The sequence below is a fragment of the Rothia sp. HMSC069C03 genome (assembly GCF_001811075.1).
Classification (GTDB): Bacteria; Actinomycetota; Actinomycetes; order Actinomycetales; family Micrococcaceae; genus Rothia; species Rothia mucilaginosa.
On record NZ_KZ627135.1, the window covers coordinates 209,859 to 224,552 of the forward strand.

The 14,694-nt window shown below is 60.9% G+C and carries 12 protein-coding genes; 9 read left to right on the top strand and 3 right to left on the bottom strand.

From position 1 onward, the window contains the following. Positions 1–215 precede the first annotated feature (215 nt). From HMPREF2779_RS02965 to HMPREF2779_RS02975, 3 genes are all read right to left on the bottom strand, one after another. Positions 216–614 (bottom strand): acyl-CoA carboxylase subunit epsilon, encoded by a 399-nt coding sequence (locus HMPREF2779_RS02965; protein WP_233992230.1) that lies wholly within the window; start codon positions 612–614, stop codon positions 216–218. Positions 615–680: 66 nt separating this feature from the next. Beyond that, complete coding sequence (locus HMPREF2779_RS02970) at positions 681–2,282, bottom strand: acyl-CoA carboxylase subunit beta (protein WP_105360788.1); 1,602 nt, start codon at positions 2,280–2,282, stop codon at positions 681–683. A 310-nt stretch (positions 2,283–2,592) separates the two neighbouring features. Continuing rightward, complete coding sequence (locus HMPREF2779_RS02975) at positions 2,593–2,874, bottom strand: YciI family protein (protein WP_070686390.1); 282 nt, start codon at positions 2,872–2,874, stop codon at positions 2,593–2,595. A gap of 220 nt (positions 2,875–3,094) precedes the next feature. On the opposite strand from HMPREF2779_RS02975, the gene HMPREF2779_RS02980 reads away from it, so the two are divergent. The 9 genes from HMPREF2779_RS02980 (at position 3,095) to gatB (ending at position 14,545) form a co-directional block, all read left to right on the top strand. Continuing rightward, positions 3,095–4,036, top strand: a complete 942-nt coding sequence (locus tag HMPREF2779_RS02980) for a biotin--[acetyl-CoA-carboxylase] ligase (RefSeq protein WP_105360789.1) — start codon at positions 3,095–3,097, stop codon at positions 4,034–4,036. 122 nt (positions 4,037–4,158) lie between these two features. Beyond that, positions 4,159–4,647, top strand: a complete 489-nt coding sequence (locus tag HMPREF2779_RS02985) for a glucose ABC transporter permease (RefSeq protein WP_105360790.1) — start codon at positions 4,159–4,161, stop codon at positions 4,645–4,647. Between the two features lie 324 nt (positions 4,648–4,971). Continuing rightward, positions 4,972–6,123 carry an adenylate/guanylate cyclase domain-containing protein gene (locus HMPREF2779_RS02990; RefSeq protein WP_105360791.1) on the top strand — a complete coding sequence of 384 codons (1,152 nt, stop codon included), beginning with the start codon at positions 4,972–4,974 and terminating at the stop codon, positions 6,121–6,123. Next, on the top strand, positions 6,120–7,013 hold the full coding sequence (locus HMPREF2779_RS02995) for a PP2C family protein-serine/threonine phosphatase (protein ID WP_070686398.1): 894 nt from the start codon (positions 6,120–6,122) through the stop codon (positions 7,011–7,013). Before HMPREF2779_RS02990 ends, HMPREF2779_RS02995 begins: the two co-directional genes overlap by 4 nt. 211 nt (positions 7,014–7,224) lie before the next feature. Next, positions 7,225–9,456: an NAD-dependent DNA ligase LigA gene (gene ligA, locus HMPREF2779_RS03000; RefSeq protein WP_105360792.1), complete on the top strand. Its 2,232-nt coding sequence runs from the start codon at positions 7,225–7,227 to the stop codon at positions 9,454–9,456. Between the two features lie 697 nt (positions 9,457–10,153). After that, positions 10,154–10,906: a transglycosylase family protein gene (locus HMPREF2779_RS03005; RefSeq protein WP_105360793.1), complete on the top strand. Its 753-nt coding sequence runs from the start codon at positions 10,154–10,156 to the stop codon at positions 10,904–10,906. A 217-nt stretch (positions 10,907–11,123) separates the two neighbouring features. Next, positions 11,124–11,420, top strand: coding sequence for an Asp-tRNA(Asn)/Glu-tRNA(Gln) amidotransferase subunit GatC (gene gatC / locus HMPREF2779_RS03010; protein WP_005507016.1), 297 nt, complete (start codon positions 11,124–11,126; stop codon positions 11,418–11,420). 15 nt (positions 11,421–11,435) lie between these two features. Then, positions 11,436–13,040 (top strand): Asp-tRNA(Asn)/Glu-tRNA(Gln) amidotransferase subunit GatA, encoded by a 1,605-nt coding sequence (gatA, locus tag HMPREF2779_RS03015; protein ID WP_105360794.1) that lies wholly within the window; start codon positions 11,436–11,438, stop codon positions 13,038–13,040. Continuing rightward, positions 13,040–14,545 (top strand): Asp-tRNA(Asn)/Glu-tRNA(Gln) amidotransferase subunit GatB, encoded by a 1,506-nt coding sequence (gene gatB / locus HMPREF2779_RS03020; protein ID WP_070686403.1) that lies wholly within the window; start codon positions 13,040–13,042, stop codon positions 14,543–14,545. Before gatA ends, gatB begins: the two co-directional genes overlap by 1 nt. Positions 14,546–14,694: the final 149 nt, after the last annotated feature.

The window sequence follows — 14,694 nt, forward strand, 5'->3', positions numbered from 1 at the left end:
CCTGCCAATTATTGATACTTATGTGATGATATATACATCCTAGCATCAGGGCATATCATCATCGCTTTATCGCTTCTAATATGACAAAATCGCAAGAATCAGCGCATTAGATGTTCAATAGCGCAATATAAATCTCAAATTTAAAGCAAAACAATATATTCCCGCCACACCAGTTGGCGTGACGGGAATATAAGAAGCAGAGTTATCCGCTCGCGCTACCTGGGGCGAGCGCGCCTCCACGAACCGGGACCGGGACGCAACGAAACACCCAGGCGCTGACCGCGGTTCAGGATGCGCGAAGCGGCACCGACCAGCAAGTTCTGCTCCTGCTGCGCGGCATTCGCCTGCATCATCGCAACCACAGCGGTGAGGGCGGCAATCTCCTCCGGAGTGGGGGAGCCCTTAACCACTTTCAGCAGAGGCTCCTGCTCAGCGTCAGTATCTACCGAAGACTGAACGGAATCCTTCGGCGGGGCACTGGGTGCGGTATCTGCGTGCGCAGAAGAATGTGCGGAGCTACGCTCAAGCTGCTCGGAGCTCTCAGCAGCCTCCGAACTATCCTTCTTTTTGCCGAATGAGAAATAACTCAGCGGGTTGTATCCTGCCAAAGGCACGCCTCCTTAGAAAACCTAAAATCCAGTGAATGCCCGTGCCACAAATGGTGCGGGCGCAACGGAAGCCTACAGCGGGATGTTGCCGTGCTTCTTTGCCGGGGTAGACGCACGCTTATCGTGCAGGGCCCGCAGCGAAGAAATAATGCGCACGCGAGTCTCACTCGGGGCAATAACCTCGTCAATGTAACCTAGCTCAGCAGCCTGGTACGGGTTCAGCAGCTCTTCCTCATACTTGGTAATCAGCTCAGCGCGGCGGCCCTCAACATCGCCGCCCTCAGCCGCCAGAGCAGCCAGCTCACGGCGGTACAGAATATTCACCGCACCCTGAGCACCCATCACACCAATTTGAGCGGTGGGCCACGCCAGGTTAATATCGGCACCCAGCTTCTTCGAACCCATCACAATGTACGCGCCGCCGTACGCCTTACGGGTAATGACGGTAACCAGCGGAACGGTCGCCTCCGCGTAAGCGTAGAGCAGCTTAGCGCCGCGGCGAATAATGCCGTTGAACTCCTGATCGGTACCGGGCAGGAAGCCGGGAACATCCACAAAAGTCAGAATCGGAATGTTGAACGCATCGCAATGACGCACAAAACGGGCAGCCTTCTCGGAGGCAGAAATGTCCAGGCAACCAGCGAACTGCATCGGCTGGTTCGCCACAATACCGACCGTGTGGCCCTCAACACGGGCGTAACCAATCATCACGTTCGGGGCGTACATCGCCTGCATCTCCAGGAAATGACCGTCATCCACGACGGACTCAATGACCGCGCGCATATCGTAAGGCTGGTTCGCCGAATCCGGGATGAGAGTATCCAAATCCAAATCATCTACGGTTACCACGGGCTCCTGGTCATGCTCCAGGGGCAGAGGCTCCGCAAGGTTGTTCGAGGGTAGGAACTCTAGGAGCTCACGCACAAAATCGAACGCGTCTTCTTCATCCTCAGCCAGGTAGGTGCTGGTACCGGTCACAGCGTTATGCTGACGCGCACCGCCGAGGGTTTCCATGTCCACGTCCTCACCGGTCACGGTCTTAATGACGTCCGGGCCGGTAATGAACATGTGTGAAGTCTTATCCACCATGATGATGTAGTCAGTCAGAGCGGGGGAGTACGCGGCACCGCCAGCGCAGGGGCCCATAATGACCGAAATCTGCGGAACCACACCGGAGGCGCGCACGTTCATGCGGAAAATATCGGCAAACATCGCCAGGGAAGCCACGCCCTCCTGAATACGGGCGCCACCGCCATCGTTAATGCCGATAACCGGGCAGCCGTTCTTCAGCGCGAACTTCTGCACCTTCACAATCTTCTCGCCGTTCACCTGCGAGAGAGAACCGCCGTAGACGGTGAAATCCTGCGAATACACGGCAACCAGGCGACCATCCACGGTGCCGTAACCGGAGACCAAGCCGTCACCCAGAGGCTTCTTCGCCTCCATGCCGAACGCGGTGGTGCGGTGGCGGGCGAGGGCATCAAACTCTACGAAAGAACCCTCGTCCAGAAGCATGTCGATGCGCTCGCGGGCGGTGTTCTTACCGCGTGCGTGCTGCTTTTCAATAGCTGCCTCACCGCTGGGCGCGAAGCTACGCTCTCGACGTGCATAAAAATCAGCGAGCTTACCGGCGGTGGTGCTCAAGTCAAAATCCTGCTGGAGGTTCTCGGACATTATTCCTCGTTCCTGCTCCACCCGATTGTCGGGAGCCAGTGGTTGCGGTGATGGCTGCTCAGGTGCCCCGAAAGGCACTCTTGAACAATGTGCATATCTTTCAACTATAGTGCGAACTAGGGCACATATGCCAGGTGAGAAGCCAGAATACCAACACTAGATACACTTTTATGCACACACTACCCGCAATGATGCGCGAAGAGCGCGGAAGAGGCATCTAGAATGCAAAGACACGATGCAGAAAACCCCCTCTCGCACCGGCAATCCTTGTCGGCGAAAGGGGGTTCAAGCTACTTGAACTTTGCGAAATTTAGATAGTGCCCAGGACCGGGTTCCACTCGGTGATGGTGTGAGACAAAACCGCGCCACCAATGTTCATCGGGTCGCCAACAACCAGCTTCTCAGCTGCCTCAACGGAGTCGACCTTTGCAATCAGCAGAGCGCCGGCGGGGGTCTCGCCATCCAGCAGGGGACCGGAAACAATCAGGTTGCCCGCCTCAATCTGCGAACCAAGGTACTCGCGGTGAGCCGGACGGTACTTCGCCTGCTCCTCGGGAGCAGCGTAAACGTAAGTAATTGCGTAATAAGCCATAGCGTTCTTCTTTCGAGCAGGGCGGAGGAACCTCCGCAGCCGGTCGGTGCTTGATGCACCCTCACTGTCTAATGTACCGTCTCGGGTACCGGGTGGGCATCACCGGCGGCAAGAAATTGATATGGTGAGAAATCAGCGTGACTCGGCTGAAGCTTGTAGGTTTCGGTGACGGGTCGGCATACTGCAGGGCAGTTTCGGACAGGGTAGAAAGGCGCAAGCTATGGAGGAGAATATGTACACCGAGAGCGATCATTCGGTTTTGGATGCACCGCGCATCCGCACCATCGCGCTGGAGGCGGGCTACTCCAACGTAAACCTCTACGATGAAGTTGACTCCACCACCACCCGCGCCCGCGAACTACTCATGGACGGCACCGACCCCGAACGCGAACAGCTTGGCGAGCTCTCCGTCTACGCCAGCCTCTACCAAAGCGCCGGACGTGGCCGCCTCGCCCGAGCCTGGACCGCCCCTCCCGGAGCCTGCCTCGCCGCAAGTATCGTGGTGCGCCCGCACGCCTCCGCAGACCCGCTCGCCCGAGAGCTACCCGAAGACAGCTACCACTGGATGACCCTCATCGCCGGGCTCAGCGTGGTCGATATTTGGCGCAGATACGGCGTGGATGCCGCCCTCAAATGGCCCAACGACGTCATCGCGCAGGGCGCTAAGGGGTGCGGAATTCTCGCCCAGCTCGTTCCTGAAAGCGGCGCTAACGAGGGGCAGCGCAGCATTATTGTGGGCATCGGCCAGAACACGAACATGTCCGCCGAGCAGTTGCCCGTACCCACCGCCACGAGCCTGAGCCTGTGCACCGGTACTGTGATTGACTCCTCCGAGGTGCTCACCCGACTGCTTGGCATCTTCGCCCGCCGCTACCGCGCCTTCGTGCGCGCCGGCGGCGACCCCGAACGCCCCGACCCGCTCACCCCTGATAGCCTCAGCCTGCTTGACCAGGCGCGCGCTGCCACCGCAACCCTCGGCGCCAGCGTGCGCATGAGTCTGCCCGACGGAAGCACCGTAGAAGGCACCGCTGAAGACCTCGACGCGCAGGGGCGCATCCTCATCCGCCGCGAGGACAGGGCCCTAGAGCCCTACGCGGTGGGCGATATTGAGCACCTTCGCCCCGCCAACGGTAGCTACGGAGATTTTCAGCAGGCACACTAGAACCAACCCCTAAAATTTCAGCCCACAAAATTTCTGCCCGGCACGGCAGCACCCCTCAACCCACACCACCTCAACCGGCGCCTCCAGCCGGAATATAACAACCAGCACAGCTAAGGACCACCATGCGTTTGCGCGGAAAACTTAACCCCGGTGAGCATGTCATCATTGCGACCCGACAGCACTACGGTGCCCTGCTGCCCACGCTTGCCTATCTGCTGGTTGCGATTGCCGCATCAACCTTCGCCTCCACGGCACGGTCCTCACCGATTCTGTGGACTCTCGGCATGATCTGCGCGGTAGGTACCCTGCTCGGTGCTGTGCGCACCGCCTGGCGTTGGGTAACCACCTACTACCTGCTGACCACCCACCGGCTCGTGGTTCGCCGCGGTGTGATGACCCGAACCGGAGACGAATCCCTCTACCTGGATTCCATGGGGGAGCGCTGGGTAAAACAACGCGGACCGGGTGCCTGGTTGGGCTACGGCTCTGTGTACGTGGTCTGCCGCGGAGCGCACCACCGCCTGACCTATGTGCCTGAACCCAAGCGTTTCGAAAAAGAAATTAAATCCGCTCGACGCGACTACTACGCCCTGCGCTCTCGCTATATTTAGAGCTTCTTCGCTCCCGTCGCCGACTCGGGCGGGAGCTGTCGGGTTGGCTCAGAGCCTAAATCAGCCGCCAAATCTGCCGAAAAAATGCGGATTAGAGTATTCTTAAATGTGAATTACTCCACTAAACTATCCTAGGGTGCGGGCGCTTTTGCGACCCAAACACCACAGCGGAGGGGTATATTAACAAGGCGCTACACGGTGAGCATCATCGCAGTGACGCAATGCAAAACCCACAGAGCGTAACGAGGCACCTCGTAACCTCGTGCCACCACGGTGTAAACCAGACAGTATTTTCCGGCAGAGATGAAAGGAGCGGCAGCGGCAATGAGCACGGCAGACCACCATGAACCTGCGCACTCTCCGCAGGGCACCGGCGCCACCATGGGCCCCGAAACCCAAATGCTCAACCTCAAAATCCTGCAGAATCTCGCGCAGAACAATATCTACCGCGACGAGGAATCCAAAGCAGGAATCCGAGCCCTCGAAAAGTCGCTCCTGGGACAGGGGCGCCGCTACACCCCCGTAGAAGCCGCAGAATGCGCCGGACTTCCCTTCGAAACCGCCCAGCGCATCTGGCACAACATGGGCTTCCCGACTATTCCCAACCACTCGCCATACTTCACCGAAACAGACGTGCAGATGCTCGCCGACCTACAGAAGTTGGACGCAGAAGGCGACATCCGCATGGAATATGTGGCATCCCTCGTGCGCGCCGAAGGTCAACTGACCGACCGCACCGTCGCCTGGCAGATTGAGGCGCTCGTGCACAACATCATGGTCACCGAAAACCTCAGCGATAATGATGCCCGCCGCAAGCTCCTCAAAGACTTCCCGCGCTACCTCGAGGTTCTCGAGCGTCTGGCGCTATACGCATACCGTCGTCAGATGTACGCCGGAATCCTGCGCCTGGGATTGCGTGAGAACAATGTGACCACCTCCGGCCTTTCCCGCCTGCCCCTGGTGCGCGGCGTGGGATTCGTGGATCTGGTCTCGTACACCTCTCTGGTACGTAACCTAGACGCAGCGGCTCTTTCTCAGCTCATCAACCACTTTGAGCAGAGCTGCCTGGACGTTATCGCACCCCTGGGTGGTCGCATTATTAAGACTCTCGGTGACGAAGTTTTCTTCCTCACCGAAACCCCGGACGCTATCGCAGAAATCAGCCTGCAGCTCTCCGAAAAGATTGGTGCCGACCCGCAGCTGCCGGACTCCCGCGTCGCCTTCATCTGGGGCGAGGTCCTGGCTAACCGCGGTGATGTGTACGGCTCCAGCGTGAACCTGGCTGCTCGCCTGGTTTCCCTGGCTGAACCGGGTACTGTGCTGACCGATAATGAGACAGCAAACACGCTCCGACAGGTGGGAAATCGCTACAATCTCACCTCTCAGGGAACGCGAAATGTTAGAAGCTTTGGTAACGTAGACCCCGTGGCGGTGACTCGTCGCGTGAACTACACAATGGAGATAGACCTCTCATGACTGAACTGAAACTACGTACCGGTGGTGCAACGCACCGCGGCGCACATCGAGAAAACAACGAAGATTCGATGGTCGTCGCAGGTTCTCTTTGCGTGGTCGCGGACGGTATGGGAGGCCACGAGGCGGGCGAGGTTGCTTCGCGCCTGTGCGTGCGTCAGCTCGCCTACTCGCCCTTCTTCACCATGCCCGGTGGCCGTAGCGAAGAGGAACAGCAGACATATGCTGAGCGCCTCGCCGCTATTGACGAGGAAGACCCCACCAAGCGCCGCCGCCGCGCGAACACCCTGCTCAACAACGAAATTGTGGGCACCCTCAACCGCCTGCACGACATCATTGGCGAAACCAACGAAGAAATTAAGCAGGCGCTTTCCCGCTCCGGCGGTACGACCCTGACCGGTGCATGGCTGACCCGTATTGGCGACCGCAACCTGTGGGTTATCTTCAACGTGGGTGACTCCCGAACCTACCGCCTGTTGCGTGAGGACGATGGTATTCACCACTCCGCCATGGAGAAGCTACCCGGTTCCGAGGGTTCCGCCTCGCTGGAGCAGGTCACCACTGACCACTCCGAGGTGCAGTACCTGGTCGACGAGGGTCAGATTACCGCCCTGGAGGCGCTGACCCACCCGCGCCGCAACGTGATTACCCGCGCGCTGGGTACCGGCAACTACTGGGAACCGGACTTCTGGGTTCTGCCCGCCCGCGCCGGTGACCGCCTGATGCTCTGCTCCGATGGTCTTTCCGGTGAGCTTTCGCACGAATACATGGCGCGCGTACTCACCTCGATCCGCCACCCGCAGGATGCCGCTGACGTGCTCCAGCACGAGGCGCTGCGTTCCGGCGGCCGCGACAACATTACCGTGATTGTTGCCGACGCTGTCGAAGCCTAAACTTCATACCTTATGATTCATCCCCGTTTTCTTCGGGCGCTTGATTGAGCGCCTGCAGGAGGCGGGGGTGAACTGCATCCGCGCACAGAAACTAAGGAAGCGTGACTCGGTAAGTGGCTACGGCGCTCTTGCCTCATCGTTCGCGCTCGCGGAACCCGCCAATATGACGAGCGATAGGGGAGAGGCGGAGCAAAAACGCTAGACTGGACGGGTGACTGAGAACAACACCACCCAGCAGACTGCCCCCGCCGAGACTCGAGCAGCGAGCCCCGCAGAAAACTCCGTGGAGATTACCGAGGCCCTGCGTGCCGAGTACGCGGAACTGACCGATAAGATTCGTGCCGCCCGCCGCGCCTACTACAACGAGGACGCACCCTTCCTCTCCGATGCCGAGTACGATAAGCTCTACCGCCGCCTCGAAATCATTGAGGCGGAGCACCCGCTCATCATCGCCAACGACTCGCCCACCCAGGAAGTCGGCGGCGAAGCCATCGAGGCCTTCGCACCCGTCACCCACCTGCAGCGCATGTACTCCCTCGAGGACGTCTTCTCCTTCGAAGAGCTGCGCACCTGGTTGACCAAGACCGAAGAGAGCTCCCGGAACCTCACCGGTAGCGCACCGCAGTGGCTGACCGAGCTGAAAATCGACGGCCTGGCGGTGAACCTGCTCTACCGCAACGGCACCCTCGTACGCGCGGCAACTCGCGGCGACGGTACCACCGGCGAAGACGTCACCCACAACGTGCGCACCATTGCGAGCATCCCGCAGCAGCTGACCGGCGAGAACCACCCCGAAGAGATTGAAATCCGCGGCGAAGTGTTCATCTCCTCCGCCGATTTTGAGAAGCTCAACGAGTCCATGATTGCCTCCGGCAAGAACCCCTTCGCGAACCCGCGTAACGCCGCGGCAGGCTCGCTGCGCCAGAAGGACGCGGCGATTACCGCCTCGCGCCCGCTGAGCATGTACGTGCACGGCATCGGTTCGCGCACCGGCTTGGATATTGCCACTCAGTACGAGACTTACGACCTGCTCGCCTCCTGGGGTCTGCCCGTGAGCCCCTACAGCGAAATCGCCGCCAACACCGAGGCGGTGTTCGACTTCATTAACAAGTACGGCGAGCAGCGCCACTCCCTGGTGCACGAAATCGACGGCATTGTCATTAAGGTCAATGACTTCGCGACACAGGCTCAGCTGGGCTACACCTCCCGCGTGCCGCGCTGGGCCGTGGCGTACAAGTACCCGCCCGAAGAGGTGAACACCAAGCTAGTGGACATCCGCATGGACGTGGGACGCACCGGCCGCGTGACCCCCTACGGAGTCATGGAGCCCGTGTTCGTCTCCGGCTCGACTGTCGAACGCGCCACCCTGCACAACCAGGACGTGGTCAAGGCTAAGGGCGTGCTCATCGGTGACACCGTGGTGCTGCGCAAGGCAGGCGACGTGATCCCCGAGATTGTAGCCCCCGTGGTTGCCCTACGTGACGGCACCGAACGCGAGTTCGTCATGCCCAGCGAGTGCCCCTCCTGCGGTTCGCCCCTTGCCCCCGGCAAGGAAGGCGACGTGGACCTGCGCTGCACGAACCCGCGCTCCTGCCCCGCGCAGCTGACCGAGCGCGTGTACTATGCGGCAAGCCGCGGTGCCTTCGACATTGAGGCGCTCGGCTTCGAAGCAGCAAAGGCCCTCACCAGCCCCGCAACCCCGGACACCCCTCCGCTGACCACCGAAGCGCACCTGTTCAGCCTCAACATTGAGGACCTGCGCGAGGTCACCATTGAACGTGAGAAGAAGGTCAAGGGCATGGGCACCGGAAAGATGGAGCGCGTGCCCTACTTCTACACCAAGCCGACCAAGGCACGCCCCGAGCCGAAGCCCACGAAGAATACGCTGAACCTCTTCGCCGAGCTGGAGAAGGCAAAGCAGCAGCCGCTGTGGCGCGTACTGGTTGCCCTCTCGATTCGCCACGTGGGCCCGACCGCTGCCCGCGCGCTCGCCGCGGAGTTCGGTTCGATGCAGGCGATCCGCGAGGCTGACCGTGAACGCCTTGCCGCTGTGGACGGTGTGGGCACCACGATTGCCGATTCGATTATTGAGTGGTTCGCTGAGGACTGGCACGCTGAGATTGTGGACTCCTGGGCCGCCGCCGGCGTACGCATGGAAGATACTCGTGACGAGTCCATGGAACGCACCCTGGAGGGCTTGACCGTGGTTGTGACCGGCACCCTGAACGGTTACACCCGTGACGGTGCGAAGGAAGCCATTATTTCTCGCGGCGGTAAGGCATCCGGTTCTGTATCTAAGAGGACCCACTTTGTGGTTGCTGGCGCGAACGCCGGTTCGAAGCTGGATAAGGCTCAGCAACTGGGACTGAAGGTGCTGGATGAGGAGGGCTTCACCGCTCTGCTTGAGGGTGGTCCGGAGGCTGTTGAAGCTACCGCCGAGTAGACCCGGTAGCGGGGTCACCTGAATCTGACCCCTGCAATATATAGAGCATTCAGGCTCTGGAGTGCGTGCTTCAGAGCCTGAATGCCAATTTCTGGCATTTGTAATTACCACAGCTTTTAAGGCGGAAGCGCCTTAAAACACTCCCAAAGCGAAGAAATATTTAAAAAATATTTACACGCCGTTCAAAACCCTTAAAGGTTGCGCCCGTCAACCCCGAATCGGAAAACTCGGCAGGGGGAGCGCCTCCGAGTTCAACCCCTAGAAAACCCCGAAATTCCGGGGTAAAGCCCATGAGGCACGTGGGGCTCGAGGTCTTAATTAATGTTTCCTGCACTTTTAACCTGGAAGAACCCTGGGAGAACCCGGGGCGTTCGCTGTGAACTTGAAATCGGGTTGGAATCATAAAAAACCTCGGCTATCTTGGAGACCAGATAGATTCTCGCAAGGGAATCGCCTGTGTGGTTTCAAGCTTGGAATGCTTGAAACGATGCCCGGTTCTACCGCACGTCCCCATCGAGGAAGTGCCACCCGGATTCCGCACACTAGTGCAGAATCGCTCACGGTGACATGAAATCGGTGGAGAGCCGCTCACATGGTAGAGCCAGAACATGAGTAACCTACTTCGTTATCAAAGGGTGAGCGGCGGCGCGCTAGAGTTCCGGGGACGGAACGAGCGGGGACGGCCCCAAGGAGCATTATGAAGAACACTTCCATTCGTCGTACCGCAGCAGCTCTCGCCATCGGTGGCGTTGCAGCAGCTACCATGTCGATGCCCGCTGCAAACGCAGTAGACGGTGCTACCTGGGACGCACTGGCACAGTGCGAGTCCGGTGGCAACTGGTCCATCAACACCGGTAACGGCTTCTACGGCGGTCTGCAGTTCACCCAGCAGTCCTGGAACGGCGTCGGCATGTCCGGCTCCCCCGCGACCGCTACCCGTGCACAGCAGATCGAGGCTGGCGAGCGTCTGCTCGCTATCCAGGGCTGGGGCGCATGGCCCGCATGCTCCGCTAAGCTTGGCCTCTACGGCAAGACCGGCGCAGCTCCCACCTACACCGAGCCCACCACCACCGTGGCTGCACAGTCGCAGACCCAGCAGACCTACACCGCTCCCGCGGCACAGGCTGCACCCGCAGCTCCTGCAGCTCAGGCTGCACCCGCAGCAGTTGAGGCACCCGCAGCAGCTCCCGCTGCACCGGTAGCACCCGCTGCACCCGCAGTTGAGGCTCCCGCAGCTCCCGCAGCAGCACCGGCAGTTGAGGCTCCCGTAGCAGCAGCTCCCAAGGCTGCAGCAGGCACCTACACCGTGGTTCCCGGTGACTCCCTCTCGCTGATCGCTGCAAAGCTCGGCGTTGCAGGCGGCTACCAGGCAATCGCAGCTGCGAACACCGACATCATCTACAACGTTGACCTGATCTTCCCCGGCCAGGTTCTGACCATCCCCGCCTAAGGATTAACCCTTAAGCGTAACGTGGACACGTTGTAGCCCAACGCCCCGCACCTCACACGAGGAGCGGGGCGTTGAGCATTTAACCCGAAAACAGGGGAGGGAGAACACCGCCTGAACACACAAACCAGCAGGTAAACCCTCCAACCCCCAATGAGACGGAAAACGCAACCTCCACTACACTAGAGAAGAGACAAGAAAAACAAACTACGGGAGAACCATGTCTGCCATCACCTTTGAACAGGTAAAGCACCTGGCATCGCTGGCACTCATTGAGATGACCGATGAAGAACTCACCGCGATGGCGTCTGAGCTGGACGTCATCGTCGCATCCGTTGAGACCATGTCGCAGAAAGCAACTGCCGACATCCCCGCGACCAGCCACCCCATCCCCCTCGAGAACGTCTTCCGCGAAGACGTACCCGTCACCACCCTCACCCAGGAAGAGGCGCTCTCCGGCGCCCCCGACGCACAGGACGGCAAGTTCCGCGTGCCGGCAATCCTCGACGAAGACTAAGAGGAGAACAACCAAGTGAACGAACTGATCCAGCTCACCGCCGCAGAAGCAGCAGAAAAGCTCGCATCCGGCGAAATCACCTCCGTCGAGCTCACCCAGGCACACCTGGACCGCATCGCAGCCACCGACGGCGCACCCCTGAGCGACAACCGAGCAGACGGCAAGAACGGCCTCAACGCCTTCCTGCACATCAACGCCGAAGAAGCACTTGCCACCGCAGCAGCAGTGGACGCAGACCGCGCAGCAGGCAAGGAACTGCCCCCGCTCGCAGGCGTACCCATCGCCGTCAAGGACCTCATCGTCACCAAGGGCCAGCCCACCACCGCAGCATCGCGCATGCTCGAAGGTTGGATGAGCCCCTACGACGGTACCGTCACCCGCAAGGTCCGCGAAGCACGCATGCCCATCCTCGGCAAGACCAACCTCGACGAATTCGCAATGGGCTCCTCCAACGAGCACTCCGCATTCGGCGTAGTCCGCAACCCCTGGGCACTCGACCGCGCACCCGGCGGCTCCGGCGGCGGCTCCGCAGCAGCCGTCACCGCCTTCCAGGCACCCCTGGCGCTCGGCACCGACACCGGCGGCTCCATCCGCCAGCCCGCAGCGCTGACCGGTAGCGTCGGCGTCAAGCCCACCTACGGCTCCGTCTCCCGTTACGGCGTCATCGCCATGGCATCCTCCCTCGACCAGGTAGGCCCTGTCGCCCGCACCGTTCTGGACACCGCGCTGCTCCACGAAGCAATCGCAGGCCACGACCCGCTCGACGCAACCTCCCTGCCCGATGAGCCCGGCAACTTCGTTGAAGAAGCCAAGGCAGGCGCAGAAGCCGCACGCAAGGGCGACCTGTCCGACCTGCGCATCGGCGTCATCAAGGAACTCGGTGGCGGCGACGGCGAAGGCTTCGAAGCAGGCGTCCTCGCACGCTTCCGCGAATCCGTCGAAGAACTTCGTGCAGCAGGTGCAGAGATCATCGAGGTCTCCCTGCCCTCCGTCACCGAAGCCATCAGCGCCTACTACATGATCATGTCCTCCGAGGTGTCCTCCAACCTGGCACGCTACGACGGCGTCCGCTACGGCCTGCGCGTCGTACCCGAAGACGGCCCCGTCACCATCGAACGCGTCATGTCCGCAACCCGCTCCGCAGGTTTCGGCCACGAGGTCAAGCGCCGCATCATCCTCGGCACCTACGCACTGTCCGCAGGTAACTTCGACGCCTACTACGGCGCCGCACTGCGCGTACGCACCCTCATCCAGCGCGACTATGCAGCAGCATTCGAAAAGTGCGACGTGCTCATCTCCCCGACCGCGCCCTCCACCGCGTTCAAGCTCGGCGAGAAGACCGAAGGCGACCCCATGGCAATGTACCTGGGTGACGTCGCAACCGTGCCCGTCAACCTGGCAGGCGTCCCGGCGCTCTCCCTGCCCGGCGGCCTCTCCGAAGAGAACAACCTGCCCGTCGGCATCCAGTTCACCGCACCCGCACGCGAAGACGCACGCCTGTACCGCGTCGGCGCAGCACTGGAAGAACTGCTCACCGCAAAATGGGGCGCACCGCTCTACAAGAGCCTGCCCGACACCGAAACTCTGATCCGCGACTTTGACTTTGGGGGAACCAAGTAATGAGTGAAGAAGTCCTCAGCTTCGAAGAAGCCATCGAAAAATACGACCCGGTCCTCGGCTTCGAGGTGCACGTCGAACTCAACACCAAAACCAAGATGTTCGACTCCGCACCCAACGAGTTCGGCGACGAACCCAACACCAACGTCACCCCCGTATCGCTCGGCCTGCCCGGCGCACTGCCCATGGTGAACAAGACCGCTGTTGAGTCCGCCATCAAGCTCGGCCTGGCACTGGGCTGCGACATTGCAGACAAGTCCTACTTCGCCCGCAAGAACTACTTCTACCCGGACTCCCCGAAGAACTTCCAGACCTCCCAGGCTGGCGGCCCCATCGCGGAAAACGGCTCCCTGGACGTCGAGCTCGAAGACGGCACCATCTTCACCGTCGAAATTGAGCGCGCCCACATGGAAGAAGATGCAGGCAAGCTCACCCACGTCGGCGGCGCAGACGGCCGAATCCAGGGTGCAACCTCCTCTCTGGTCGACTACAACCGCGCAGGCGTGCCCCTGATCGAGATCGTCACCCGACCCATCGTCGGTGCCGGCGAGCGCGCACCCGAACTGGCACGCGCCTACGTTGCCGCAATCCGCGACATCGTACGCTCCCTCGGCATCTCCGACGCCCGCATGGAACGCGGTAACGTCCGATGCGACGCCAACGTCTCCCTCATGCCCAAGGGCGCAGAGAAGTTCGGCACCCGCTCCGAAACCAAGAACGTGAACTCCCTCCGTTCCGTCGAGCGAGCCGTCCGCTACGAGATTCGCCGCCACTCAGCGATCCTCGAACGCGGCGAGAAGGTCACCCAGGAGACCCGCCACTGGCACGAAGACACCCGCGAAACCTCCTCGGGTCGCCCCAAGTCCGACGCCGACGACTACCGTTACTTCCCCGAACCGGACCTCGTACCGGTCGTCACCAACAGCGAGTGGATTGAGCGTCTGCGCGCCGAACTGCCCGAACCCCCGGCAGAGCGCCGCCGCCGCCTCAAGGGCGAGTGGGGCTACTCTGACGAAGAGTTCCGCGACGTAGTCAACGCTGGCGCACTCGACGTTATCGAAGAGACCGTCGCCGCAGGCGCAACCGCAGCAGCAGCCCGCAAGTGGTGGATGGGCGAAATCGCCCGCCGCGCAAAGCAGGCTGAAGTTGAGCTCACCGCCCTCGGCGTGGAGCCCGCAACCGTGGTCGCCCTCGAAGCGCTCATCTCCGAAGGCAAGATCAACGACAAGATCGCCCGCCAGGTGCTTGAGTTCGTCCTCGCCGGTGAAGGCACCCCCGCCGAAATCGTTGAGGCACGCGGCCTCGCTGTGGTCTCTGACGACGGTGCGCTCACCGCAGCTGTTCAGGAAGCACTGGCAGCAATGCCCGACGTTGCCGACAAGATTCGTGCCGGTAAGGTTCAGGCTGCTGGCGCTATCGTCGGTCAGGTCATGAAGGCTACCCGCGGTCAGGCTGACGCCGCCCGCGTGCGTGAGCTGATTCTGGCTGAGTGCGGCGTGGAAGGCTAAGCTTTTCCGCTGACCCGGCTCTAACGTAATAGAGGCGCCGTCTCCCGAGGTGGGAGGCGGCGCCTCTTTTGTGCTCTCTAGTCCCGCATGGTTCCGCTTGGAAAGGCGGTTATCGTTCTCGTTCCTACAGGTAGGGGGTGGGTGCGCTA

Excerpts from the sequence above, each read along its gene's own strand:
- gatB (WP_070686403.1), top strand. The coding sequence starts at position 13,040 with ATGAGTGAAGAAGTCCTCAGCTTCGAAGAAGCCATCGAAAAATACGAC.
- HMPREF2779_RS02985 (WP_105360790.1), top strand. The coding sequence starts at position 4,159 with ATGCGTTTGCGCGGAAAACTTAACCCCGGTGAGCATGTCATCATTGCG.
- HMPREF2779_RS02975 (WP_070686390.1), bottom strand. The coding sequence starts at position 2,874 with ATGGCTTATTACGCAATTACTTACGTTTACGCTGCTCCCGAGGAGCAG.
- HMPREF2779_RS02995 (WP_070686398.1), top strand. The coding sequence starts at position 6,120 with ATGACTGAACTGAAACTACGTACCGGTGGTGCAACGCACCGCGGCGCA.
- HMPREF2779_RS02980 (WP_105360789.1), top strand. The coding sequence starts at position 3,095 with ATGGAGGAGAATATGTACACCGAGAGCGATCATTCGGTTTTGGATGCA.
- gatC (WP_005507016.1), top strand. The coding sequence starts at position 11,124 with ATGTCTGCCATCACCTTTGAACAGGTAAAGCACCTGGCATCGCTGGCA.
- HMPREF2779_RS02970 (WP_105360788.1), bottom strand. The coding sequence starts at position 2,282 with ATGTCCGAGAACCTCCAGCAGGATTTTGACTTGAGCACCACCGCCGGT.
- HMPREF2779_RS02990 (WP_105360791.1), top strand. The coding sequence starts at position 4,972 with ATGAGCACGGCAGACCACCATGAACCTGCGCACTCTCCGCAGGGCACC.
- HMPREF2779_RS03005 (WP_105360793.1), top strand. The coding sequence starts at position 10,154 with ATGAAGAACACTTCCATTCGTCGTACCGCAGCAGCTCTCGCCATCGGT.